The sequence below is a fragment of the Paraburkholderia sp. BL6665CI2N2 genome, assembly GCF_004366535.1.
GTDB lineage: Bacteria > Pseudomonadota > Gammaproteobacteria > Burkholderiales > Burkholderiaceae > Paraburkholderia.
In genome coordinates, this window is record NZ_SORC01000002.1 from 45,903 (window position 1) to 65,659 (window position 19,757).

13 protein-coding genes and 1 pseudogene are annotated in these 19,757 nt (G+C 62.1%); 6 read left to right on the top strand and 8 right to left on the bottom strand.

The genetic code is table 11. The features are described 5' to 3' along the window. Positions 1–220 precede the first annotated feature (220 nt). Positions 221–400, top strand: a complete 180-nt coding sequence (locus tag B0G81_RS37855) for a porin (RefSeq protein ID WP_134143354.1) — start codon at positions 221–223, stop codon at positions 398–400. Between the two features lie 299 nt (positions 401–699). After that, the gene (locus B0G81_RS37860; RefSeq protein WP_134143355.1) at positions 700–1,764 is read left to right on the top strand and encodes a hypothetical protein; all 1,065 of its coding nucleotides are present in this window, start codon (positions 700–702) and stop codon (positions 1,762–1,764) included. Positions 1,765–2,305: 541 nt separating this feature from the next. Here B0G81_RS37860 and B0G81_RS37865 read toward each other — a convergent pair. Beyond that, on the bottom strand, positions 2,306–3,109 hold the full coding sequence (locus B0G81_RS37865; protein WP_134143356.1) for a DUF6675 family protein: 804 nt from the start codon (positions 3,107–3,109) through the stop codon (positions 2,306–2,308). A 633-nt stretch (positions 3,110–3,742) separates the two neighbouring features. Next, a complete protein-coding gene (locus B0G81_RS37870; protein ID WP_243856824.1) occupies positions 3,743–4,252 on the bottom strand; it encodes a phosphatase PAP2 family protein in 510 nt (169 codons plus the stop codon). Between the two features lie 442 nt (positions 4,253–4,694). Between B0G81_RS37870 and B0G81_RS37875 the strand changes: the two genes are divergently transcribed. The 4 genes from B0G81_RS37875 to B0G81_RS37890 are packed head-to-tail and all read left to right on the top strand — an operon-like array spanning position 4,695 to position 9,378. Beyond that, positions 4,695–5,360 (top strand): hypothetical protein, encoded by a 666-nt coding sequence (locus B0G81_RS37875; protein WP_134143357.1) that lies wholly within the window; start codon positions 4,695–4,697, stop codon positions 5,358–5,360. Then, complete coding sequence (locus B0G81_RS37880) at positions 5,314–6,027, top strand: ABC transporter ATP-binding protein (RefSeq protein ID WP_208328624.1); 714 nt, start codon at positions 5,314–5,316, stop codon at positions 6,025–6,027. The genes B0G81_RS37875 and B0G81_RS37880 overlap by 47 nt, the downstream gene beginning before the upstream one ends. Next, positions 6,020–6,715, top strand: coding sequence for an ATP-binding cassette domain-containing protein (locus B0G81_RS37885; RefSeq protein WP_134143358.1), 696 nt, complete (start codon positions 6,020–6,022; stop codon positions 6,713–6,715). The genes B0G81_RS37880 and B0G81_RS37885 overlap by 8 nt, the downstream gene beginning before the upstream one ends. Further along, positions 6,712–9,378: an ABC transporter permease gene (locus tag B0G81_RS37890; protein ID WP_134143359.1), complete on the top strand. Its 2,667-nt coding sequence runs from the start codon at positions 6,712–6,714 to the stop codon at positions 9,376–9,378. The genes B0G81_RS37885 and B0G81_RS37890 overlap by 4 nt, the downstream gene beginning before the upstream one ends. Positions 9,379–9,997: 619 nt before the next feature. Here B0G81_RS37890 and B0G81_RS37895 read toward each other — a convergent pair. The 6 genes and pseudogenes from B0G81_RS37895 to B0G81_RS37920 all read right to left on the bottom strand — a co-directional run bounded on the left by B0G81_RS37895 (position 9,998) and on the right by B0G81_RS37920 (position 19,685). Next, positions 9,998–11,156: pseudogene (locus B0G81_RS37895) on the bottom strand (IS30 family transposase). Positions 11,157–11,397: 241 nt separating this feature from the next. Further along, complete coding sequence (locus tag B0G81_RS37900; RefSeq protein ID WP_134143360.1) at positions 11,398–12,492, bottom strand: phosphoserine transaminase; 1,095 nt, start codon at positions 12,490–12,492, stop codon at positions 11,398–11,400. After that, positions 12,492–13,763 carry a hypothetical protein gene (locus tag B0G81_RS37905; protein WP_134143361.1) on the bottom strand — a complete coding sequence of 424 codons (1,272 nt, stop codon included), beginning with the start codon at positions 13,761–13,763 and terminating at the stop codon, positions 12,492–12,494. The genes B0G81_RS37900 and B0G81_RS37905 overlap by 1 nt, the downstream gene beginning before the upstream one ends. A gap of 122 nt (positions 13,764–13,885) precedes the next feature. After that, on the bottom strand, positions 13,886–17,002 hold the full coding sequence (locus tag B0G81_RS37910; RefSeq protein WP_134143362.1) for an efflux RND transporter permease subunit: 3,117 nt from the start codon (positions 17,000–17,002) through the stop codon (positions 13,886–13,888). Next, positions 16,999–18,210, bottom strand: a complete 1,212-nt coding sequence (locus tag B0G81_RS37915) for an efflux RND transporter periplasmic adaptor subunit (protein WP_134143363.1) — start codon at positions 18,208–18,210, stop codon at positions 16,999–17,001. Before B0G81_RS37915 ends, B0G81_RS37910 begins: the two co-directional genes overlap by 4 nt. Beyond that, positions 18,207–19,685, bottom strand: coding sequence for an efflux transporter outer membrane subunit (locus tag B0G81_RS37920; RefSeq protein WP_134143364.1), 1,479 nt, complete (start codon positions 19,683–19,685; stop codon positions 18,207–18,209). The genes B0G81_RS37915 and B0G81_RS37920 overlap by 4 nt, the downstream gene beginning before the upstream one ends. Positions 19,686–19,757: the final 72 nt, after the last annotated feature.

Here is a 19,757-nt window from a genome sequence, read left to right on the forward strand (position 1 = left end):
TTACCATGGGTGGGCCCGATTTCACGGAAATCGAGACTGTCGTTATCTGGGTAAATCTTTGTCTGTTGCGCCAAAGGGTTCAAACAGGGATGGCATGACAACTGTTTGGCTTCCGCGGCCCGTCCGAAACGATTCGGCCGACTCATTCGCAATCGCGTTCCTGACATCACCACTGTCGCCCAACCCCAGACGATAACTTTTCCCGCCTCGGGGAACTTGATTGAAAAATAAGTCTTTGGTTTTACTCAGTGCGTTGTGTTTTGCGGCGGAAGCCGCCCATGCACAAAGCAGCGTCACGCTGTATGGTCTGATCGACGCCGGTTCACCCATACCAACAGTCACCACGGAGACGACTTTCCGGGCAACGAGCGGCGATACCAACGGCAGCCGCTGCGGGTGATCGTCATCGATGTGTTCGTCAATGGACTCGATCTTGCAGAACTCGGTCTCAATGGTACTAGCCAGTGAAATGGGTCGCCGCCCTACAATCCGCGTGTGATCCCGAACATTTATTTCTACGGGTACGTCAACGGCATATCTCTCCGGCAACCTATGGATATGCGGAGTTCCGATTCGTAATCCGACCGCACAATTCCGGTTATTGCACCGGCCACTTGTGAAGGACATTCGAAGCGGCGCCCAGTCGATTTCATTTCGGTAATCTACTCGTCACTATGTAGTCGCGGCCTCGGGGCTAGGATGGACTTTTTCCTTCCACGTCCCTCACCTGACCACCAACCCAAGCAGACCACCATCCGTCTACTTGCTCTTGCTTGCTGTTGCGTTGCCTCCACCGCCATTGCCAAAATTCCATTGAACGCACCGTTGACGGTTCTCTCGACCACGCCGCTGCCACAAGTCACCGGAGGTGACTTCGATCACTTCGCGGCGGATCTATCCCGGGCTCGTCTATACGTGCCAGCCGAAAAATACCGATCCATCGAAGTTTTCCAACTGCCGAACGGCGAGCATCTTGCAAGCGTGAAGACAGTTGCAAAGTCTCCTCACAAGATACTGCTGGCGAACGGTGGCAAGAAACTGCTCATCGCTGATGCGGGCGATTCGAACGTCAGGGTTGTCGACACTACAAGTTTCAGGGTCGACAAAGTTATCCCGCTCGAGCCCGAGCCGGATTCTGGCGTAGCAGATAGAAAAAGCGGCATCTTCTATGTCGGCAACGGAGGGGCGCAATCACGTCGTGACAGTGCGTACATCAGCATGATCTCGCTTGCCAATGACGCTGTCGTCGGAAGGATCGACGTTCCTGCGGGACAACTGAAAGCCATGGTCATCGACCACGCTACGCAGCGTCTGTTCGTGAACATGCGCGACAAAAATGAAGTCGGCGTGATTGATCTCAACACGCGCAAGCTGACGAATATATGGCATGTCCCCGGGCCTGGGCGAAATTCGGCGATGGCGTTCGACCCGAAGTCGGGCCGCCTGTTCATTGGATCGCGCAACCCTGGCAAGCTGTTTGTCCTGGACGCGAGTGACGGATCTGTCATTCAGACTCTCGGCATCGTCAACATCTCTGACGACATGACTTTCGATCCGCAGCATCGCCGCCTGTACGTAACCGGTGCCGCAGGCCTGGATGTCGTCAAGGAGGCCGGTCCGGACAATTACGTGATCGAGCAACACGTCGATACCCTTGGCGGCAAGACTTCAATCTATATTCCGTCGCTAAACCGGTTCTATGTCGTTCACACGAAAGGCCCGCAGGCAGCGGAGGCCGGACTCCAGGTGATGAGCGTCCGCTGAGCCGGGTCGAGGGAAGAAAAGACAGGGCACGCAGGCGCAGTTTCTATTGCGCCGGCGCTTTCGCACCAGCGCGTGTCGGACAAGTCGCGCTCCCACCTTCAATCAGGCTCTCGTAACCGATCTAATCTGCCTGTGTGAAATCAAAGGATTGTTCGACGACTTGTTCGCCGCCATTGACCTTGCATTGATACTGACCCATCGCGCGTCGCGACGGGCGCGGCAGCAACCGACGTCCGAACGCCTCATCGTCCCGGCGACGCGACGCGCCATTGACGTATCGTCGCCGGGTGTTGCCACACGGAGAGAACAGCGGTCGATACGCCCCCTTTGGCGCGAACCGGCTCGTAGTCGGACGTGGGGAACTCAGTTCCCATAAATCGAATTATTGAATTCCCACTGACGGTTTTCCATTAAGACGAACAACACTGCGAAACGCGAGGCCGTACAACGCGCCCGCAAGCGTCCGCGCGCGAAGCGCCGCAGGAGATTGAGGTATCGACGAAGGGATTGTCCGCGTCAGATCACGCCCTTACGACCCAAGTCATCGCACGGCCGGTGGATCGGCGTCGGTCGGGATGCCGGCCAAGTGCCGGAACAGTGCCAGCGCCCGGTTCGCCGTAGAGGCCTCGTGCCCGCTCGCCATGAAACTGCTGGCTTGCTGGTCGATACGCACAAGAATGTACAGGCCCCATACGTCGTTGGTCTGGCGCTGTGCGAACACCACCGTCTGCAGCGCAGCCGGCTGAAACAGCATCAGTCCGAACGCTCGGACCGGCGACACGTTTTCCTCGGCCAGCGCCACCCGGTGCGGACTATGCTCCAGCACCCGCACCCGGTACACCAAAGGTCCGGAGCGGCTGTCGTCCACCCAGTAGTAATAGGTTCCACCGGCTTGCAGTTCGGATGGGCGGAAATCCCCCCGCCGCTCCCCGCCCTCGGCGGACAGCGCTGCGGCATCCAGGAACAAGGGACGCCACTTCTTGTCCGTCGTGGACCAATAGCGCACGGTGCGCAGGGTGGAGACCGCCCCGGCACGTCCCAACAGCGTCTCGGGACCGTCGCCGACGCGGACCAACCCAGCGACCGCAACGACAACCCGTGAGCGGGACGCGGCAGGCCATCCGGTGCACGCGGACGGGCGCCACACGCCCGTATCGAGCTCCCCGGCGCGCAGGATCGTCATCGCAGGTTGCGCGCCCAGCGACGCGTAGGCCGGCACCGGCGGTGTTCCGCACGGCGGCGTTGGTAATGGGGTTGCCGCGGCGAAGCCAGCGGCAACCAACAGCGGCGCGCAGCGGGCGGCTGCCTTCAGGCAATACGTACCGCGAGGACGCGAGACGTTCATCCGGGCTTGCCTCCCAGCAGGGGCTCGGCCAGGAACTGGACGACGTAGATCTCTGCGGCGCCGATGTGGACTATCATAGCCCGACGTAGTAGCGCATCAAGGGTCGTGGCCATCTGACGGACAGGAACAGTCGATCCGAGAAGGGCGATCGGCATCGGTCAGTTGATCGTTGTGAGCCACTCGGTTTTGCCGCCGGCTCAACGCGTCCCGAAAGCCTGTCCATTACCGGCGCCGAAGCGGAGCAGAAAGTGAGGCGCGGTTTCATGATAGGAGTCTAGTCGAATAAGGAGTGTGTTGAGTCAGAAAGTTATCGCAACGACACAGCTGCCGAGCGCATTTCCTACGTCATCGCAACCAGTTCGTAAACCAGGATCAACAGAGCGCCATGAACGTCCGTCGACCCGCAACGGACGGCTGAACACGAGTCGGCTAACCGGCAGCTTCAAGGGCCATAACAGCCACTTGCGGCCGCACCTTCACATGCACACCACTCGTCCGATTGACAGCCCGGGCCAAAACCGCTTCGCAAAGCCAACTGTAAAACCGTGCGGGAGAATCCGGACGAACAAGGGTGTCTGCCGTGTCGTGCTCAGGTGTCCGGCCGCCGCGCCGGGCGCCCAGCCAGCGAGAACGTCAGTCTGCCAAATGTGCCTGGCTTTTCACGCGTGCAATCGAATCGTAGAGCGACAACAATTCCAGTCCCCATACCCACGGGTCACGCCGACCATAGTTGACGATGAACGGCGTCACGAAACTCGCCTGAAGGGTGACCTCGCCACTTGGAAAACTCCGTCCGCCGCTGAACCATTGGTTAGGCCCCTGGCCAGCATTGGGCCGCTGGCGACCGAATGCGTACCTCATGCCTTGTGCAGCGACCGCCGATATCGCGGTAGCGTCGGCCGTTTGCCAGAAGGTATGGCCCAGTTCGTTGTCGTTCCCCAGCCACAGAGATCCGCCCACCGTCGTGGCGATCACGGCATATTCGAGTCCGAACTGAACGTTGCGGTTCCATATGCCGCTCTGATCCAGAGCGACCTTGCGGTCGATCCCGCCGGCATATGCGCCCAAAAAAGCCAACGCCGTCGTCGCGGCGGCACCGTACCGTCTTGCTCCTACCGTCATTCCAGGAGTGGACAATCTCATATGGACCTCACGCGACAGATTCGGATTTACCGGTCAGTCCTTGACGCATTCGAACAAGAGAGGAACTGCCAAAAAACATTCCAAGCTGCCAAGCGCAACGCACATGCCCGGACGATAGACCACAGCTCGAATCGTCGGAACCGGCCTGGCGGCGTAGCTCCACCGTGGCGGAGAATCGGTTCTGATATGCGTGGCCGGATCGCCCTTGTGCACCAATGGAAGGTCCAACGGGACGGCATCAGGCGAACTGCATACGCACTAACTTGCTCGTTGCCGCGCTTGAGCACCGTTGCCATGTATTCCGTCGCAAAGTCGACGAATGCCTTCACCTGGGCCGGCATGTGAACGTACGCAGATAGCCGAACCTCGCCCCACGTCCAACGGACGCGGAGGAGCAGCTAAGCGTTTCCTAAGGTTCGCGGAGCATGGTATCGGTAGTTCGGTGCATGCGAACCAGTGGTTCCTTCAGGAAGAGTCGCCCTGCACGGATGTGAAGCAGGGAGGGATCGTGATACCGCATCTGACCTGTCAGCGCTTACTCCAGAGTTCGGCCATTGTGCTGGCGTTCGCCGCCTCGCCGTGCACGCTGGAAGCCGCCGCAAGCGTCTTGGCGACAACCGAGCAGGCTGCCACGCCCGAAAAGAGCCCGCCGGGCGACATTCCGGACACGCAAGTCTTCGTAACCTACCAGTCTCCGGCAGGCTTTTCCCTCAAAGTGCCCGAAGGTTGGGCGCGCACGGAACGCCGCGACGGGACGCGCTTTGCCGATAAGTACAACGTCGTCGAGATCAGTGTTGCACCTGCTGCGAGCGCGCCGACGGTATCGTCCGTTACTGCGCGCGAAGCCGCCGAACTCGCCAGGACCGGTCATGCAATCAGGATCGGTGCCATCAAAAGCGTACGGCTGCGCAGCGGCGCAGCCGTGCTGATTACCTACACGTCGAATTCCGAACCGAACCCGGTCACCAACAAGCAACTTCGTCTTGAGCATCACCGGTATTTAATCTATCGCGGCGGCACACTCGCTACGCTCGACCTCTCCGCACCGCTTGGAGCCGACAATGCCGATCAATGGAACCTCATGGCCCACTCGTTCCAATGGCGCTGATCTGCCTCAGCTTGAAGCGTTCGAACTCTACCGGTTTTATCACAGCGGAGACGACGAGACCGCTGCGCTCAGGGGCGTCTCACTGCAACTGTGCGCAGGCGAATTCGTCGCGTTGCTGGGACCCTCCGGCAGCGGCAAGTCAACGCTCCTCGCGTGTCTTGCGGGACTGGAGGAGCCGGACGGCGGCCATGTCGATGTGATGGGCCGACGCGTGTCGCACAGGCCCGAAGCCGTGCGTGCGGCCTTGCGGGCCCGCCACATCGGCTTGCTGATGCAGTCGGCCAACTTGTTCGAGCACCTCACCGTCGAGGGCAACATGACGTTGCAGATGTCGCTCGCTGGCACAAAAGATCGTGTCAAGCTCGATGCGCTGCTTGATGTGACAGGCCTGGCCGCGCGACGCCGCGCGTATCCGTCGCAGTTGTCCGGCGGCGAAGCGGCGCGTGCCGGGCTCGCGGTGGCGCTCTCGGCCGGGCATGAGGTGCTCCTTGCGGACGAGCCCACCGCCGAAGTCGATGCGGCAACCGAAACCGTGATCGTGAGTCATCTGGTCGAGCGCTGTCACGGCAACGGCGACGTGGCGCTGATCGCGACGCACAGCGATGCGCTGGCTGCGCGGGCCGACCGCGTGCTTGTCATCCGCGATGGGAGGCTCGTCGATGCGTGACCTGCTCATCGAAGCCCAATCACTCAACCGCACCTACCGGCACGGCGAGACGCAAGTCGTGGCGCTCGCCACGGCCAGCTTCGTCCTTAATCGAGGTGATCGCATCGCGCTGGCGGGCCGTTCGGGGAGTGGCAAGACGACCTTGCTGCACCTGATGGCAGCGCTCGATACGCCGACGAGCGGCACGATCGATTGGCCCGCGCTCGGTGCGCGCGAGACGCTGCTGCCCGGCAAGATCTCCTTGGTGTTCCAGACGCCGAGCCTGCTTGAGCCGCTGACGGTGAGCGAGAACGTTGCGTTGCCGCTCCTGATGTCCGATGCGGCCGATCCCGGCGATCGCGCAAGCGATATAGAGGGCGCTGCGGCCGCTGCGCTTGCCAGGTTCGGTCTCGAGGCGTTTGCGCAGAAATTGCCAGAGGAACTCTCGGGCGGGCAGATGCAGCGCGTGGCGATGGCGCGCGCTACGGTCGGACGACCGCTCGTCATTCTCGCCGACGAGCCCACGGGCCAGCTCGATCAGGCCACCGGCCAGGCCTTGCTCGATGCACTCATCGCGCATCTCGCCAACACGCCGACGGCGCTCGTCATCGCCACTCATGATCCGGCTGTTTCAGCACGGATGAACGCGGTCTGGCGCATGGAGCGCGGCGTGCTCACCGAAGCCGGGCCGACATCGAGACAGCCATGATCGGCCTTTGGCTTATCGGACTTGTGAGGCAACGCAGGGGCCGGCTCGCGGGCATGGCGGCTGGCGTCGCGGTGACGGTCGCGCTGGTCGCATCGCTTGGCGCTTTCATCGCGCAAAGCACCGCTTCGATGACACAGCGCGCCAGCGCCAGCCTGCCCGTGGATTGGCAGGTGCAACCAGAACCAGCGACGACAGGCGCGTTTTCAGTCCACGAAGCGGCAGCAGCCGTCGCAAAGGCCGCGCGGGTCACGAAACAGCAAGCTGTCGGTTATGCCGATGTCGATGGCTTCGAAGCGACCACAGGAGAAACCGTACAGACGACCGGACAGGGCAAAGTGCTCGGTCTTGAAAGCACGTACTTCCAGGACTTTCCGGCTCAGTTCCGGCTGCTGCTGGGTAATCTGGATGGCGCTCTGATTGCTCAGCAGACCGCCGCGAACCTGCATGTGACCATCGGCGATACGGTGAATATTCATGGTCCAGGCGTGGCTGCGCCCAATGTGCGGATTGCCGGCATCGTCGATTTGCCGAACGCCGATGCGATGTTTCAGGCGATCGGCGTCGCGCCGGTCGCAGCGCCGCAAGCGCCTCCGGACAACGTGCTTCTGCTTCCGATGGACGCATGGCAACGCCTGTTCGGCGCAGAGGCGGCAGCCGGAGCGCGCCGGTCGCACATCCAGCTTCACGTCGGACTCGCGCATGACGGTTTGCCGGGCGATCCCGAAGCCGCCTTTGCTCAGGTGCAGGGCGCTGCAAGGAACCTCGAGACGCGCATTGCGGGCAATGCGCTCGTTGCCGATAACCTTGCCGCGCGGCTCGACGGTGTGCGCAGCGACGCGCTTTACGCAAAGGTGCTGTTTCTGTTTCTGGGCGCACCCGGCGCGCTTCTCGGCGCGTTCCTGACGATCGGAGTCGTTGCGGCAGGCTCCGGACGGCGACGCCGAGATCAGGCACTCCTGCGAATCCGTGGCGCATCGCGCGCCCAGATCATGAAGCTGGCGGCGGTCGAAGCGATGTGCGTTGGCGTCGGCGGTACGCTTGTTGGGTTGGTCCTTGCCGCGTTGTTGTCGCGTCTGTTTCTCGGCGCTGGCTATTTTGGGGCTTCGTCGATGCGCTGGGTCGCCTGCGCGGCCATAGCGGGCGTCGCACTGGCGAATGCGGCGATTCTCGTGGCAGCATGGATCAGTGCAAGCACGACGCCGGTCACGAGCGCCCGCCGGATGACGGATTCCGCGCGTCCGCGCCTCTGGCAACGGGCCTACCTCGATCTCGTCCTGCTCGCACTGTCGGCCATCATCTTCTGGCGGACCTGGAGCACCGGGTACCAGGTCGTGCTGGCTCCCGAAGGCACGCCGTCATCGTCGATCGATTACGTCGCCTTTCTCGCGCCCGTCCTGGCTTGGGCAGGATGCGGCCTGCTGACCATCAGGCTCGGTCTCGAGGGATTGCGGCGCGGGCGCGGCGCGCTCGCCATCTGGCTTCGTCCGCTTGCGCATTCGCTTGCCGGCGTGGCCGCGGCGGCGATGAGCCGGCAGCGCAATCGAATGACGCAGGGCATCGCGCTTATCGCGTTGGCGTTCGCGTTCGCGACGTCCACGGCCGTGTTCAACGCAACCTACAACGCCCAGGCGCGCGTGGACGCGGAACTCACGAACGGCGCAGACGTGACGGCGACCGGGACTTCGCAGGCGCCCGCGTCAGCCAGATTCGCCGAACTTGCTGCGTTGCCCGGAGTCAGCGCCGCCCAGCAGATGCAGCACCGTTTCGCCTACGTGGGCACGGACCTGCAAGACCTGTATGGCATCGACGCCCGCCACATCGGACAAGCGACGCGCATGGCCGACGCCTATTTCGAAGGCGGCAATGCGCAAAGATCGCTCAACTTGCTCGCACAATATCCGAACGGCATCCTCGTGTCCGAAGAGACCGTGAAGGACTATCAACTGCACCCGGGAGACGAGATCAACCTTCGCCTTCAGAACGCAAGCGACCATCAATATCGTGTGGTGCCGTTTCGTTTTGTTGGCGTCGTGCGCGAATTTCCGACCGCGCCGCGCGACTCATTCCTCGTCGCGAATGCCGGCTACATCGCGCGGCAAACCGGCACGAGCGCGGCGGAAATCGTGTTGCTGAAGACAACCGCGCCGCCTGAGCAGGTGGCCGTGGCCGCGCGCGCCACGGTTGCGCCGTTTGGGGCAGTCAAGGTCACCGACATCGGGCAGGCGCAGCGCGTGATCAATTCGAGCCTGACGGCCGTCGATTTGCGCGGGCTCACGCAACTCGAACTCGGGGCAGCGGCGTTGATGGTCGCCGGCGCAACCGGACTCATCATTGCGCTGGGTTTCCTCGATCGGCGGCGCACGTTTGCGATTCTGACCGCGCTCGGTGCCAAGCCGCGTCAGCTTGGTGCGTTCTTGTGGAGCGAGGCGCTCGTGCTCCTGTTGGGCGGGGCGGCCATCGGAACGCTGACGGGCTTTGCATTGGCGTGGATGCTGGTCAAGCTGCTGACCGGTGTGTTCGATCCTCCGCCCGAGCGCCTCACTGTGCCTTGGGTCTTTCTGGCTTTCGTCGCCGGCGTGGCGACGCTGTCGGTAGTGATTGCGGTGATCGCGGCTTTTCGCGAGACGCGCGAGTCTGCTGTCCAGCGCATGCGTGAGTTGTGATACCGGCGAGCATGCATGCTCGACGGCTCACGCCCGCACGGCGCTGCCTCGATCCGCGTTGCCTTGTAGCGTTTGACACGAGAGAGGGATAGCACGTTCGCCCCCAAAACAATTGGTAGCCTCAGCAAGAGGTATCGGAAGCGCTCGCAGCGCCCGCGCTACGGCTTCCTCTATTATCGGCCAAGACGTAGCGGCTTCTACGACGCCCGATAAGTGACGGCGAACTGGAGACGATTTCGACGCAGCTCGCCGAGCCATCGACCGCGACCTGGATCGCAGTAGGCATCGTCATTTTTCCGGAAGCACGCCAAGTGAGCTGGCATCATTTACCGCCGGGTGGAAAGCGAAGAGCGCGTCTGCCAGTCAGCCAGCGCCGTGTCGAACGCACCGACCTCTATCTTCGCGAACCAACCCGCGCAGTGCGAGGCGCAACATGTCGTCGGTATCCCCGAGGGGCGAAGGAATACGCCTGGAGACCGCACGACCGGTATATGTGCAGGTCGCGAATGGCGACCGCGGGGTCGTGAACGAGCGTTCAATCTTCTCGTCAGCGGCCAATCTCTCCAATTGAGACCGACATGCATGACCGGAAGCTGAATTACTGCTGCCAGGGGCGGATTCAACCGGTCGATGCAATAGTTCCATGGAACCGTTCAGCCGGCGTTTCGTAATCAGGGTCTTCCTTGGACGTTCGTTCAGTCTTCGAGCCACGGCATTGAGTTTGGCCTGTGAGTAGACCGACAGATCGATGCCTTTCGGGAAGTATTGTCTTAACAGGCCATTGGTGTTTTCATTCGAGCCACGTTGCCAGGGGTGTTTCGGATCGCAGAAATACACGGCAATGTCGGTGGCGATGGTGAACTGCTTGTGGTTCGCCATCTCTGATCCCCGATCCCAGGTAAGCGAATTATACAATTCCTTCGGCAGCTTTCCAGCATGTCTGATGAGCGCGTTGACTACTGTTTCGCTGTCCTTGCTGGCGATCTTGACCAGCATCACATAGCGCGTCTGACGCTCTACAAGCGTTGCAATCTGGCTACCGCCACTGCCACACAGGAGATCGCCTTCCCAGTGTCCCGGCACCGCGCGATCTTCCACGGTGGCGGGGCGTTCACTGATTGACACCGCTTCGCGGATCCTGCCGTGATCGTCCGTTTTCTGCGTGTGATGGCGCGAGTGACGCATGGCCCGGGTGCGCCGTAGATGCTCCAGCAGCTCTTTCTTCAATGCACCCCGTGCCTGAATGAAAAGACTGCGGTAGATGGTCTCGTGTGACACGTGGTAGTCCTCGTGCCCCGCCAGCCTCGTTTGAGCCATCCAGCAATCTGCTGGGGCGACCACTGCAACTGGAGCTTGTCGGCCACGATATGGGCCAGCATCCGGTGTACGACCAGTTTGCAGACTTTGGGGCGCAGCAACCGATCCCATGCCAGCTGGTCGGTGTGGCTGGCCCGATAGCCGCCCTGTCCACTGTTGCGCTTGATCTCGCCACAGACCGTGGACGGTGACCGCGACAGCAGCCGGGCGATTGACTGAATCGAAGCGCCCGCAACGAGACCTCGCGAAATCTCCTCGCGTTCGGCAAGCGTGAGCGCCAGCCTGGATCGCTGGCGGGGTGCCGGCTGGATTCCTCCAGTTTGCGCCAGAATTCCCTGTACTGACGAGTGATTGCGGTCAAATAGCTGGGCGATGTGCTGCAACGACTCGCCTTTACGCCAGCGTTCCCACATCAATGCCTTCTGGCTTTCGCTGTAATGGATCCGGCGCCTCCGTTTCATTTGCAACACTCCCGCCGCTTATGCGACGTTCATTGTGTTGCATCGACCGGTTGAATCCGCCGGGAGAACCCGACGTTCAAATGTCCGCGCAACCGCCCTCTGCCTGACGGCGATCGGCAGCACGCGACCCCACTCCGGACTCTAAACCCGACGCCACCTCAATCGACAGCGATTTGGCGTGCAGCGGTCGTTTATTCCTTCGAGTCGCACGGCGCGTCAACGTGAGAGCCGGCATTGCTGTTCAGGCCCGTTGCATACTGAATTCCGTTAGTGCGTTTGCCAGAATGTCCACGGCTTGCTCGGTAACGGCGTTGTATAGAGACGCACGCAACCCGCCAATTGAACGGTGCCCCTCTAGTCCAACGATACCCTGTTCACGAGCCGCCGCGATAAACGCATCGCCGAGCCGAGAATCACCAAATTTAAAAGCCACGTTCATTTGTGAGCGCCAGCGACGGTCCGCGTGGACGGTCACGACCCCCTCCAAAGCGTCCAGCGTGTCATACAGCCGCCGCGCCTTTCTCTCATTGATGCTTTGCATCGCATGCAGACCGCCAACATCGAAGCGCAGCCAGCGCGTAATCAACGTCAGCACATAGATCGCGAATACGGGCGGCGTGGTGTAGTTGGAACTGTGCGAGACGTGGGTGCGAAAATCGAGGATCGCCGGCAAGCCGTCGGGGATCCGTTCAAGCAGCGAACGCTTGATTACCGCTACCGTTACCCCAGCCGGACCTAGGTTTTTCTGGGCGTGGGCATAAATCATCGAGTATGCGTCTGGCCGAATGGGCTTCGACAGAAAATCGGACGACATGTCCGCAATCAGCGGTACCCGCGTCGCCTCTTCGCAAACCGGAAATTGCAAACCTTCCACGGTCTCGTTCGACACGTAGTGCAGATAGGCGGCCGAGCCGGAGATGTCCAGCTTATCGAGGGCGGGCAACTGCCGGTAGCCTGTCGCGTGGCCGTCCCACGCAACTTTCCTCTCAGTCACCTTGGCCGCCTCCGAGGTCGCCCGACCGCTCCAGTAACCGGACGTCACATATTCGGGCGGGGCGATTCCTTTCGCGGCAAAATTCATCGGGATCATCGCGAACTGCAGACTACTGCCGCCCTGCTGAAAGGTAATGGCGTAGTCGTCGGATATACCGAGCAGAGCGCGCAGATTCTGTTCCGCTTCGTCCAGTATGGAGCGAAACCAGTCCGAGCGATGACTCATGCCGAGTACGGAGATGCGGGTTTCCGGTAACGCGGTAATCGCTATGCGCGTCTGTTCCAGCACGGTTTCAGGGAGCGCTCCGGGACCACCGGAAAAATTCAATGCATTGGACTTCACTATGCCTCCGAGGCCGGCCGTTGGATTTTGTCTGCGTTCGCAGCCGCGCCGCGCAGCATTTCATGAAAGGCGTCAGCAACCCGGCGAATTTGCGGAACCTTATAAGGAAAGATGCTCTGGTCGTCCAAGTCATGCACAACCATGCCCGTCGCGATCTCGAATATGAGCAGCAGGCCATCGCTCGTTTCAGCGCAATCGAATCCTACGTAATCAAGACCGGTCAATTCCGCGACGTTGCGAAACGCCTCGCGGTGACGCACAGCAAAATCGGTGTCAAAGCTCGCCATCAGGTGCGATTCTTCCTCTCGCCGGTCGGGATGCATCGACATTTCCGCGTAAGGGTAGTGAACAATCCATTCCTTCGAAATGCCCATATGGCACACGAATGGCGTTCCCTCGATCATCACGATCCGGTATTTGCGAAACAGACCGTCGGCGCTGCTGTAGTCGATAAAAGGCGCCATGTAATATTCCACGGCGTCAGACTCAGCCATGTAGCGCGCGAGTTCCTGGGCGTCAGACACTTGTGCCAGCCCTTGTCCGGCGTGCGAGCCTATCGGCCGTATGATGAGCGGATATTTTGCGCCGAGTAGTACCTCGGACAACTGCAACGCTCCCGAAGCCGCTTCGTTGACCCGCTCACGGGAAAGGCGCACCGTGCGGGCCATACAGATACCGGGGGCAGCGCCCAGCAGAGCATAGGCTGTGTCACGCATTGTCTTCGCAATGTGTTCGGACCGGTTTAGTACGCGGCAACCCGTCCCGCTCGTCAGCGACGCGATTTGGGCAAGAACGCCTGCGGTCTCATCCGACGCGCATGCCGCAACGAAGATAACGTCGTGCTCGGGCAACTCGGCATTCCCCCGCGGCCGCGCGTCGACATACAGGACCTCTATCTGCAGGTCGGCGTTCTCAAGCAGGCACTCAAAAGGCGTGTTCGCCATCAGATCGCCCGGAGCCTGGAGCACCAGCACCTTCAAAGGAGTCTTGATCGTCTGGGCGCTCTGTAACCGATAATGTCTGGTCATCTGAAGCGCTTGCTGCTGGACGGCGAGAGCGGCCGCCTTCTGGTATTTCAATTGCAACACTAGCGACAAATCGAGCAGAGCGTACGGGTCGTCATGGCGCTTTACGTGCTCGAGCAGGCTTTCCCCCAGCGGCGTCAGATCGCTCCCAGCCGTTGCCGCCCGGAGCAGCGCAGCCAGTCCCAGTGGCTGATGCATCGATGGAAGACCGGCATCACCCGTTAATTCAGTTCGAACAGTATTCATGAATGGCGCGTTTCAGTGGAGTGATACCGGGGCGAAAGAATGCGCTCGCCGGAAATACATTTACGTGAAGTTCACTCACGTCATTGACGGTGGGTGTCGGTCGGGATGTGGGTACAAGGCCATCAAGCGACGGTATGCTGCTGCTCGACTGCACTGCCCGTCGTACGCCAATCAGCGAGCCAATGCGACAGACGGTCAAACCACAGGTGCACGACCGGGGTCGTGAACAACGTCAGCATTTGCGAAACAATCAGTCCGCCTACAATCGCTATGCCGAGCGGCACGCGCAATTCGGCACCGGCGCCGTGCCCTAGCGCAAGCGGCAGTGCGCCGAACAGCGCGGCGAGCGTCGTCATCATGATCGGACGGAAGCGCAGCACACAGGCCTGCCGGATCGCATCGCGCGGCGACAAACCTTGCTCGCGCTCGGCCACCAACGCGAAGTCGATCATCATGATCGCGTTCTTCTTGACGATGCCAATCAGCAAGATGATGCCGATCATTCCCATGATCGACAGATCCTGACCACACAGCATCAACGCAAGCAAGGCGCCCACGCCCGCCGAGGGCAGCGTCGAAATGATGGTGAGCGGGTGAATCGCGCTTTCGTACAGGATGCCGAGAATCAGATACACCACCACAAGCGCCGCGGCGATCAGATACGGCTCACTCGCGAGCGACGCCTGGAACGCCTGCGCAGTGCCCTGAAACGAGCCCGTCAAACTATCTGGCTTGCCCGCCGCGACTTCGGCCTGGCGAATCGCCGCCACCGCGTTGCCAAGCGACTGACCCGCCGCCAGATTGAACGAGATCGTCACGGCCGGGAACAATCCCTGGTGATTCACCGAGATCGGCGACACGTTGTTTTCGATCCTGGCAAGCGTATCGAGCGGCACGAGTTCGTTCGTGAGCGGCGAGCGCACGTAGAGATGCGCCAGTGCATCCGTCGTCAATTGAAAGCGCGGATCGACTTCTTCGACGACGTGGTACTGATTCAGCTCCGTGAACAGCGTCGCAATCTGCCGCTGGCCGAATGCGTCGTAAAGCGTGTCGTCGATGGCTTGCGCCGTGATGCCGAAACGCGAAGCGGTGCTGCGATCGATCACGAGTGTCGCGCTGGTAGCGGCGGCCTGCTGGTCGGACGTGACGTCGGCCAGTTGCGGCAGCTTCGACAGGCGATCGGTCAGTACGCCCGCCCAGTGATTCAACTCGTTGATGTCAGGGTCCTGCAACGTGTACTGATACTGCGCGGCGCTGATACGGCCGCCCACCTGAATATCCTGCCGGACCTGCATCGACAACGAGATGCCCATGACCTTCGCCAACTGCGGCTTTAAACGATTGAGCACCTGCGCAGCACTGTCCTTGCGCTGAGCGAACGGTTTCAGGTTGATCATGACGCGCCCCTGGCTCACGGTCGGGTTAGGACCCATCCAGTAGTAAACGTTGTCGACGGCGGGGTCGGCCTCGATGATATGGCCCACCTGCTGCATCTTCTGCGACATCGAGCGGGGCGAAATGTCCGGCGCGGCTTGGGCGACGCCCATGATCAGACCGGAGTCCTCCTGCGGGAAAAATCCCTTGGGGATCGCGACGAACAACGCGCCGGTCGCGAGGATCGTCGCCACCGTGACAGCCAGCATCAGCTTCTGGCGGTCCAGCACCCAATCGAGGCCGCGCTCGTAGCGCCGCTCTACTGCGCTAAAGACGGCTTCAAGCCAGGCTTCGAGCCTGCGCATCCGGCCGCCACCACCCGGCTCGGGCAAACGGATCAGCCAGCCACAAAGCATCGGCGTAACGGTCAGCGATACCAGCGCCGACATCACTATCGCGGCGCTCACCGTCATTGCGAATTCGCGGAACAGCCGCCCGACGATGCCGCCCATCAACAGGATCGGGATGAACACGGCGATCAGCGAGATGGTCATCGAAATGATCGTGAAGCGCACTTCCATTGCGCCAAGCAAGGCGGCCTTCATTCTCGGCACGCCCTCTTCGATATGCCGCATGACGTTTTCGATCACGACGATTGCATCGTCCACCACGAAGCCTACCGCGATGGTCAAGCCCATCAGCGATAGATTGTCGAGGCTATAGCCGAGCAGATACATGACGCCGAACGTCGCGACCAGCGACAGCGGAATCGTCAGGCTCGGAATGATGGTCGCCCATACGTTGCGCAGGAACGAGAAGATCACCATGACGACGAGCGCGATCGTCAGCATCAGCGTGAACTGCACGTCGTGCACCGACGCATTGATGGTTTGCGTGCGATCGCCCACCACATGCAGATGCGCGGCCGCGGGCAGCATCGCTTCGAGCGCGGGCAGCTTCGCCTTGATGTTGGCGATCGTCTGCACGACGTTATAGCCGGGCTGCTTGTGAACATCGAGGATGATCGCGCGTTCGTGCTGAAGCCATGCGGCCTGCTGGTTGTCCTCGGCGGCGTTCAGCACGGTGCCGAGATCGGACACGCGAATCGGCGCGCCGTTCTTGTACGCGACCACCAGATCGCGATACTGCGAGGCGGTCGTGATCTGGTCGGTCGCGTTGAAGATCACCGAGCGGTCCGGGCCGTTCAGGCTGCCTTTCGGTGCGTTGACCGTCTGCACGCCGACGATCGAACGCACGTCTTCCAGCGTCAGGCCGCGCGCGGTGAGCTTGTCCGGATCGAGCTGAATACGCACGGCGGGACGCTGCTGCCCGTGGAAATCAACCAGACCGACGCCGGGCATCTGCGAGATCTGTTGCGCGAGATAGTCTTCGGCGTAGCTGTCGAGCTGCGTGAGCGTCAGCGAGGGCGACGTCAGCGCCAGTGACAGCAACGTGAAGTCAGCCGGGTTGACCTTCTGATAGGTCGGCGGGTTCGGCAAGTTCTTCGGCAACGTGCCGCCGGCTGCATTGATCGCTGTCTGCACATCCTGCGCCGCGCCATCGATGTTGCGCGACAGATCGAATTGCACGGCAATGCTGGTATTGCCGAGCGAGCTCGACGACGTCATCTGCGTCACGCCCGCAATCAGCGAAAGTTGCCGCTCCAGTGGTGTCGCCACCGAGGTCGCCATGGTTTCCGCGCTCGCGCCGGGCAACTTGGCGACAACCTGGATGGTCGGAAAATCGACCTGCGGCAGCGGCGCGACCGGCAGCAGGAAATACGCCACCGCGCCGACCAGCAGCACTGCGATCGCCAGAAAACTGGTCGCGATGCGCCGCTTGATGAACAATTCCATGAGGCTCATGACGGATTGTCCTCATTAGTCTGGCTGCCTGCCAGATTCGCGTTGGGCGGCGCTTCGGCACTGGCGGGAACCGTGGTCGCCGTCACATGCACGCCCGGGTTCAAGCGGCTTTGGCCATCGAACACGACGAGATCCGCGGGCGCGATGCCGCTGCGTATCTCCGTCATGCCATCGACGGTCACCCCGCTTTGCACCGGGCGCATCTGCGCCGTGCCGTTCGCGGCGATCACATAGAGCTGCGTGCCGTTCTGCGAGTTCACCACCGCGCGGCTCGGCACCGCGAGCCGCTGCGTATCGGTGCGCACCAGCACGCGCGCATTCACCAGCTCGCCGGGCCACAGCTTGCGGTCCTGGTTGGTGAACGAAGCCTTGAGCCTGATCTGGCCGGTCGTAGGATCGACTGTGCTGTCGATGAACACCAGCGTGCCGTCGGCGAGCGGCGTGCTGCCGGAACGCGTGGTGACATTCACCGCCAGCGGCGCTTTCGCCTGATTCGCGAGCAGTTCGGGCAGCACGTCCTGCGGCACGGAGAACAGCACGGTGATCGGCTCCATCTGCGTGACGGTGACGATGCCGGTGGTGTCGGCCGGATGGACGATCGCGCCGATATCGGCCTCGCGCGCGCCGACGCGTCCGGTGAACGGCGCGCTCAACGTGGTGAAGCTCAATTGCAGCCGGTCGCTCTGCACCAGCGCGGCGTCCGCAGCGACGGTCGCGGAGAGCGCGTCCACTTGCGCCTTCGCGGTATCCACCGCCTGAGTCGTCGCCGCGCCGATGCCGACCAGTTGCGAGTAACGCGCGAGATCGAGGCGCGCGTTATTGAGCGATGCCTGGTCTTTGCGCTGCGCCGCTTCCGCCTGGTGCAACTGGGCGGTGAGCGGCCCCTGATCGAGTTGTGCGAGCAACTGGCCGGCTTTCACGTCCTGTCCTTCGGTGAATGCGACGCGCTGCAATTGCCCGTCGACACGTACTTTGACGTCCACGGTATTGAGCGCCTGAACCGTACCCACAGCGGCGACCCGAATCGGGAAGTTGCGGCTCACGGGATGACCAGCATTGACCGGCACGGCGGTCGCCGCCTTGACGGCCGGGTGGCGCGGCCAGAACCACACCGCCAACAGTGCGACAAGGACGGCGAACGCCAGGATGAGCGGCGCGCGGCCGCGTCCGCGGGGCGCCTCGTGGTTCCGAAGGTCTGCAGATTTCATGAGCGGGATGACGTAGAGGTGGAGGCGGTGCTGCTATCACTATCGTCGGTCACGCCGAAGCCGCCGCCGAACGCGCGAAACAGGCTCACGGACGCTTGGAGGCGCGCGAGCCGCGCCTGCACCAGCGTGTCTTCGGACTGATACAGCGTGCGTTGCGCGTCGAGCACGGTCAGAAAGTCGACGGTGCCGAGCTTGTACTGGGCTTGCGCGAGCGTGGCGGCTTTGCGGGCGGCGTCGGCGGCGTCCTGATCAGCGGCTTCCGCGAGCTGCTGCTGTTGCGCCGCCGTGAGCGAGTCCTCCACGTCCTGGAGCGCGGTTATGACGGCTTGCCGGTAATCCGCGACGCCCTTCGCTTCGGCCGCCTGGCTCGCGTGCAACTGGCCACGCAGCGCGCCGCCGTCGAAGATTGGCGCCGCCAGCGAGGTGGCGAGACTGGCGAACGGGCTCGACAGGAAATGCGACAGCGACTTGCTGCTCAGCCCGCCGTCCGCGGTCAGTACGATGTTCGGCAGAAAGGCCGCGCGCGCCGCGCCGACACTCTGATTCGCCGACTGCAGCTGCGCTTCCTTCGAACGGATGTCGGGGCGCGTTTCCAGCAGGCTCGCGGGCAGATTCGGGCGCGGTTGGGGAATCGGGATGTCGGCGAGCGCGGCGTCGCCGACCCTGAATTGTTCAGGCGCGGTGCCCGCCAGCACCGCAAGCGCATGCATGTTGGTATCGAGCTGCTGCTGCAGCGCCGGCACGGCCGCCTGGAAGGTGGCGAGCGCGTTGCGCTGCTGCTGTACCTGCAATTCGGTCGCGACGCCCGCCTGCTGTTGCGCGAGCAGCAGTTGCAGAATGTGCGCGGCATCGTCGGAAATGGAACGCGCAATCGCGAGCCGGCGGCGCAGACTCTGCACCTGAAAATAGGTGTCGGTGACCGATGCGGTCAGCGTCAGCGCCACCGTATCGCGATCGAACCCGGAGGCGCGCGCAAGCAAGTCGGCGGCGCTGGCGTTGGCGGCGTTGAAGCCCCAGAAGTCCACCTCGTAACTGGCTTCGGCGAACAGGCTCTGGGTCTTCGTGGTCGAGCCACGTCCCTGGTGGCTGCGATAGAAGGTGGCGCCGAGCGATAACGACGGATACTGCGGCGCACCGGCTCTCTCGGCGTTGCCGCGCGCCTGTTCGACGCTCGCAATCGCGGACGCCAGCGTGAAGTTGTTGCGCAGACTGCGATCGACCAGCGCGTCGAGCGCGGGATCGTGATACTCGCGCCACCAGCCGCTTCTGACGGGCACGGTAGCGGCGAGCGACCCACCGGCCGCCCCATCGAAGGATTGCGCCAGCGGCGCGCCCGGCCGTTGCCAGGCAGGCACAAGCGAACACCCGGCCAGCAACGCGAGGCCGAGCGCACATAAGGCGGCGCGCAGGCACGATACGCGCGCAGGTGGACTGACGGCGCGCGAAAGCGGCTCCCAACGGGACAGTCCTGACATTGGAGAACGCTCCGGCAACTAGAAGTGTCGCCAGATTAGCCAGCGGGTCCTGTCGGCGCTTTCGCCCATTGA

Coding starts and splice junctions, on each gene's coding strand:
- B0G81_RS37860 (WP_134143355.1), top strand. CDS start 700: ATGGACTTTTTCCTTCCACGTCCCTCACCTGACCACCAACCCAAGCAG.
- B0G81_RS37865 (WP_134143356.1), bottom strand. CDS start 3,109: ATGAACGTCTCGCGTCCTCGCGGTACGTATTGCCTGAAGGCAGCCGCC.
- B0G81_RS37870 (WP_243856824.1), bottom strand. CDS start 4,252: ATGAGATTGTCCACTCCTGGAATGACGGTAGGAGCAAGACGGTACGGT.
- B0G81_RS37880 (WP_208328624.1), top strand. CDS start 5,314: ATGCCGATCAATGGAACCTCATGGCCCACTCGTTCCAATGGCGCTGAT.
- B0G81_RS37885 (WP_134143358.1), top strand. CDS start 6,020: ATGCGTGACCTGCTCATCGAAGCCCAATCACTCAACCGCACCTACCGG.
- B0G81_RS37890 (WP_134143359.1), top strand. CDS start 6,712: ATGATCGGCCTTTGGCTTATCGGACTTGTGAGGCAACGCAGGGGCCGG.
- B0G81_RS37905 (WP_134143361.1), bottom strand. CDS start 13,763: ATGAATACTGTTCGAACTGAATTAACGGGTGATGCCGGTCTTCCATCG.
- B0G81_RS37910 (WP_134143362.1), bottom strand. CDS start 17,002: ATGAGCCTCATGGAATTGTTCATCAAGCGGCGCATCGCGACCAGTTTT.
- B0G81_RS37915 (WP_134143363.1), bottom strand. CDS start 18,210: ATGAAATCTGCAGACCTTCGGAACCACGAGGCGCCCCGCGGACGCGGC.
- B0G81_RS37920 (WP_134143364.1), bottom strand. CDS start 19,685: ATGTCAGGACTGTCCCGTTGGGAGCCGCTTTCGCGCGCCGTCAGTCCA.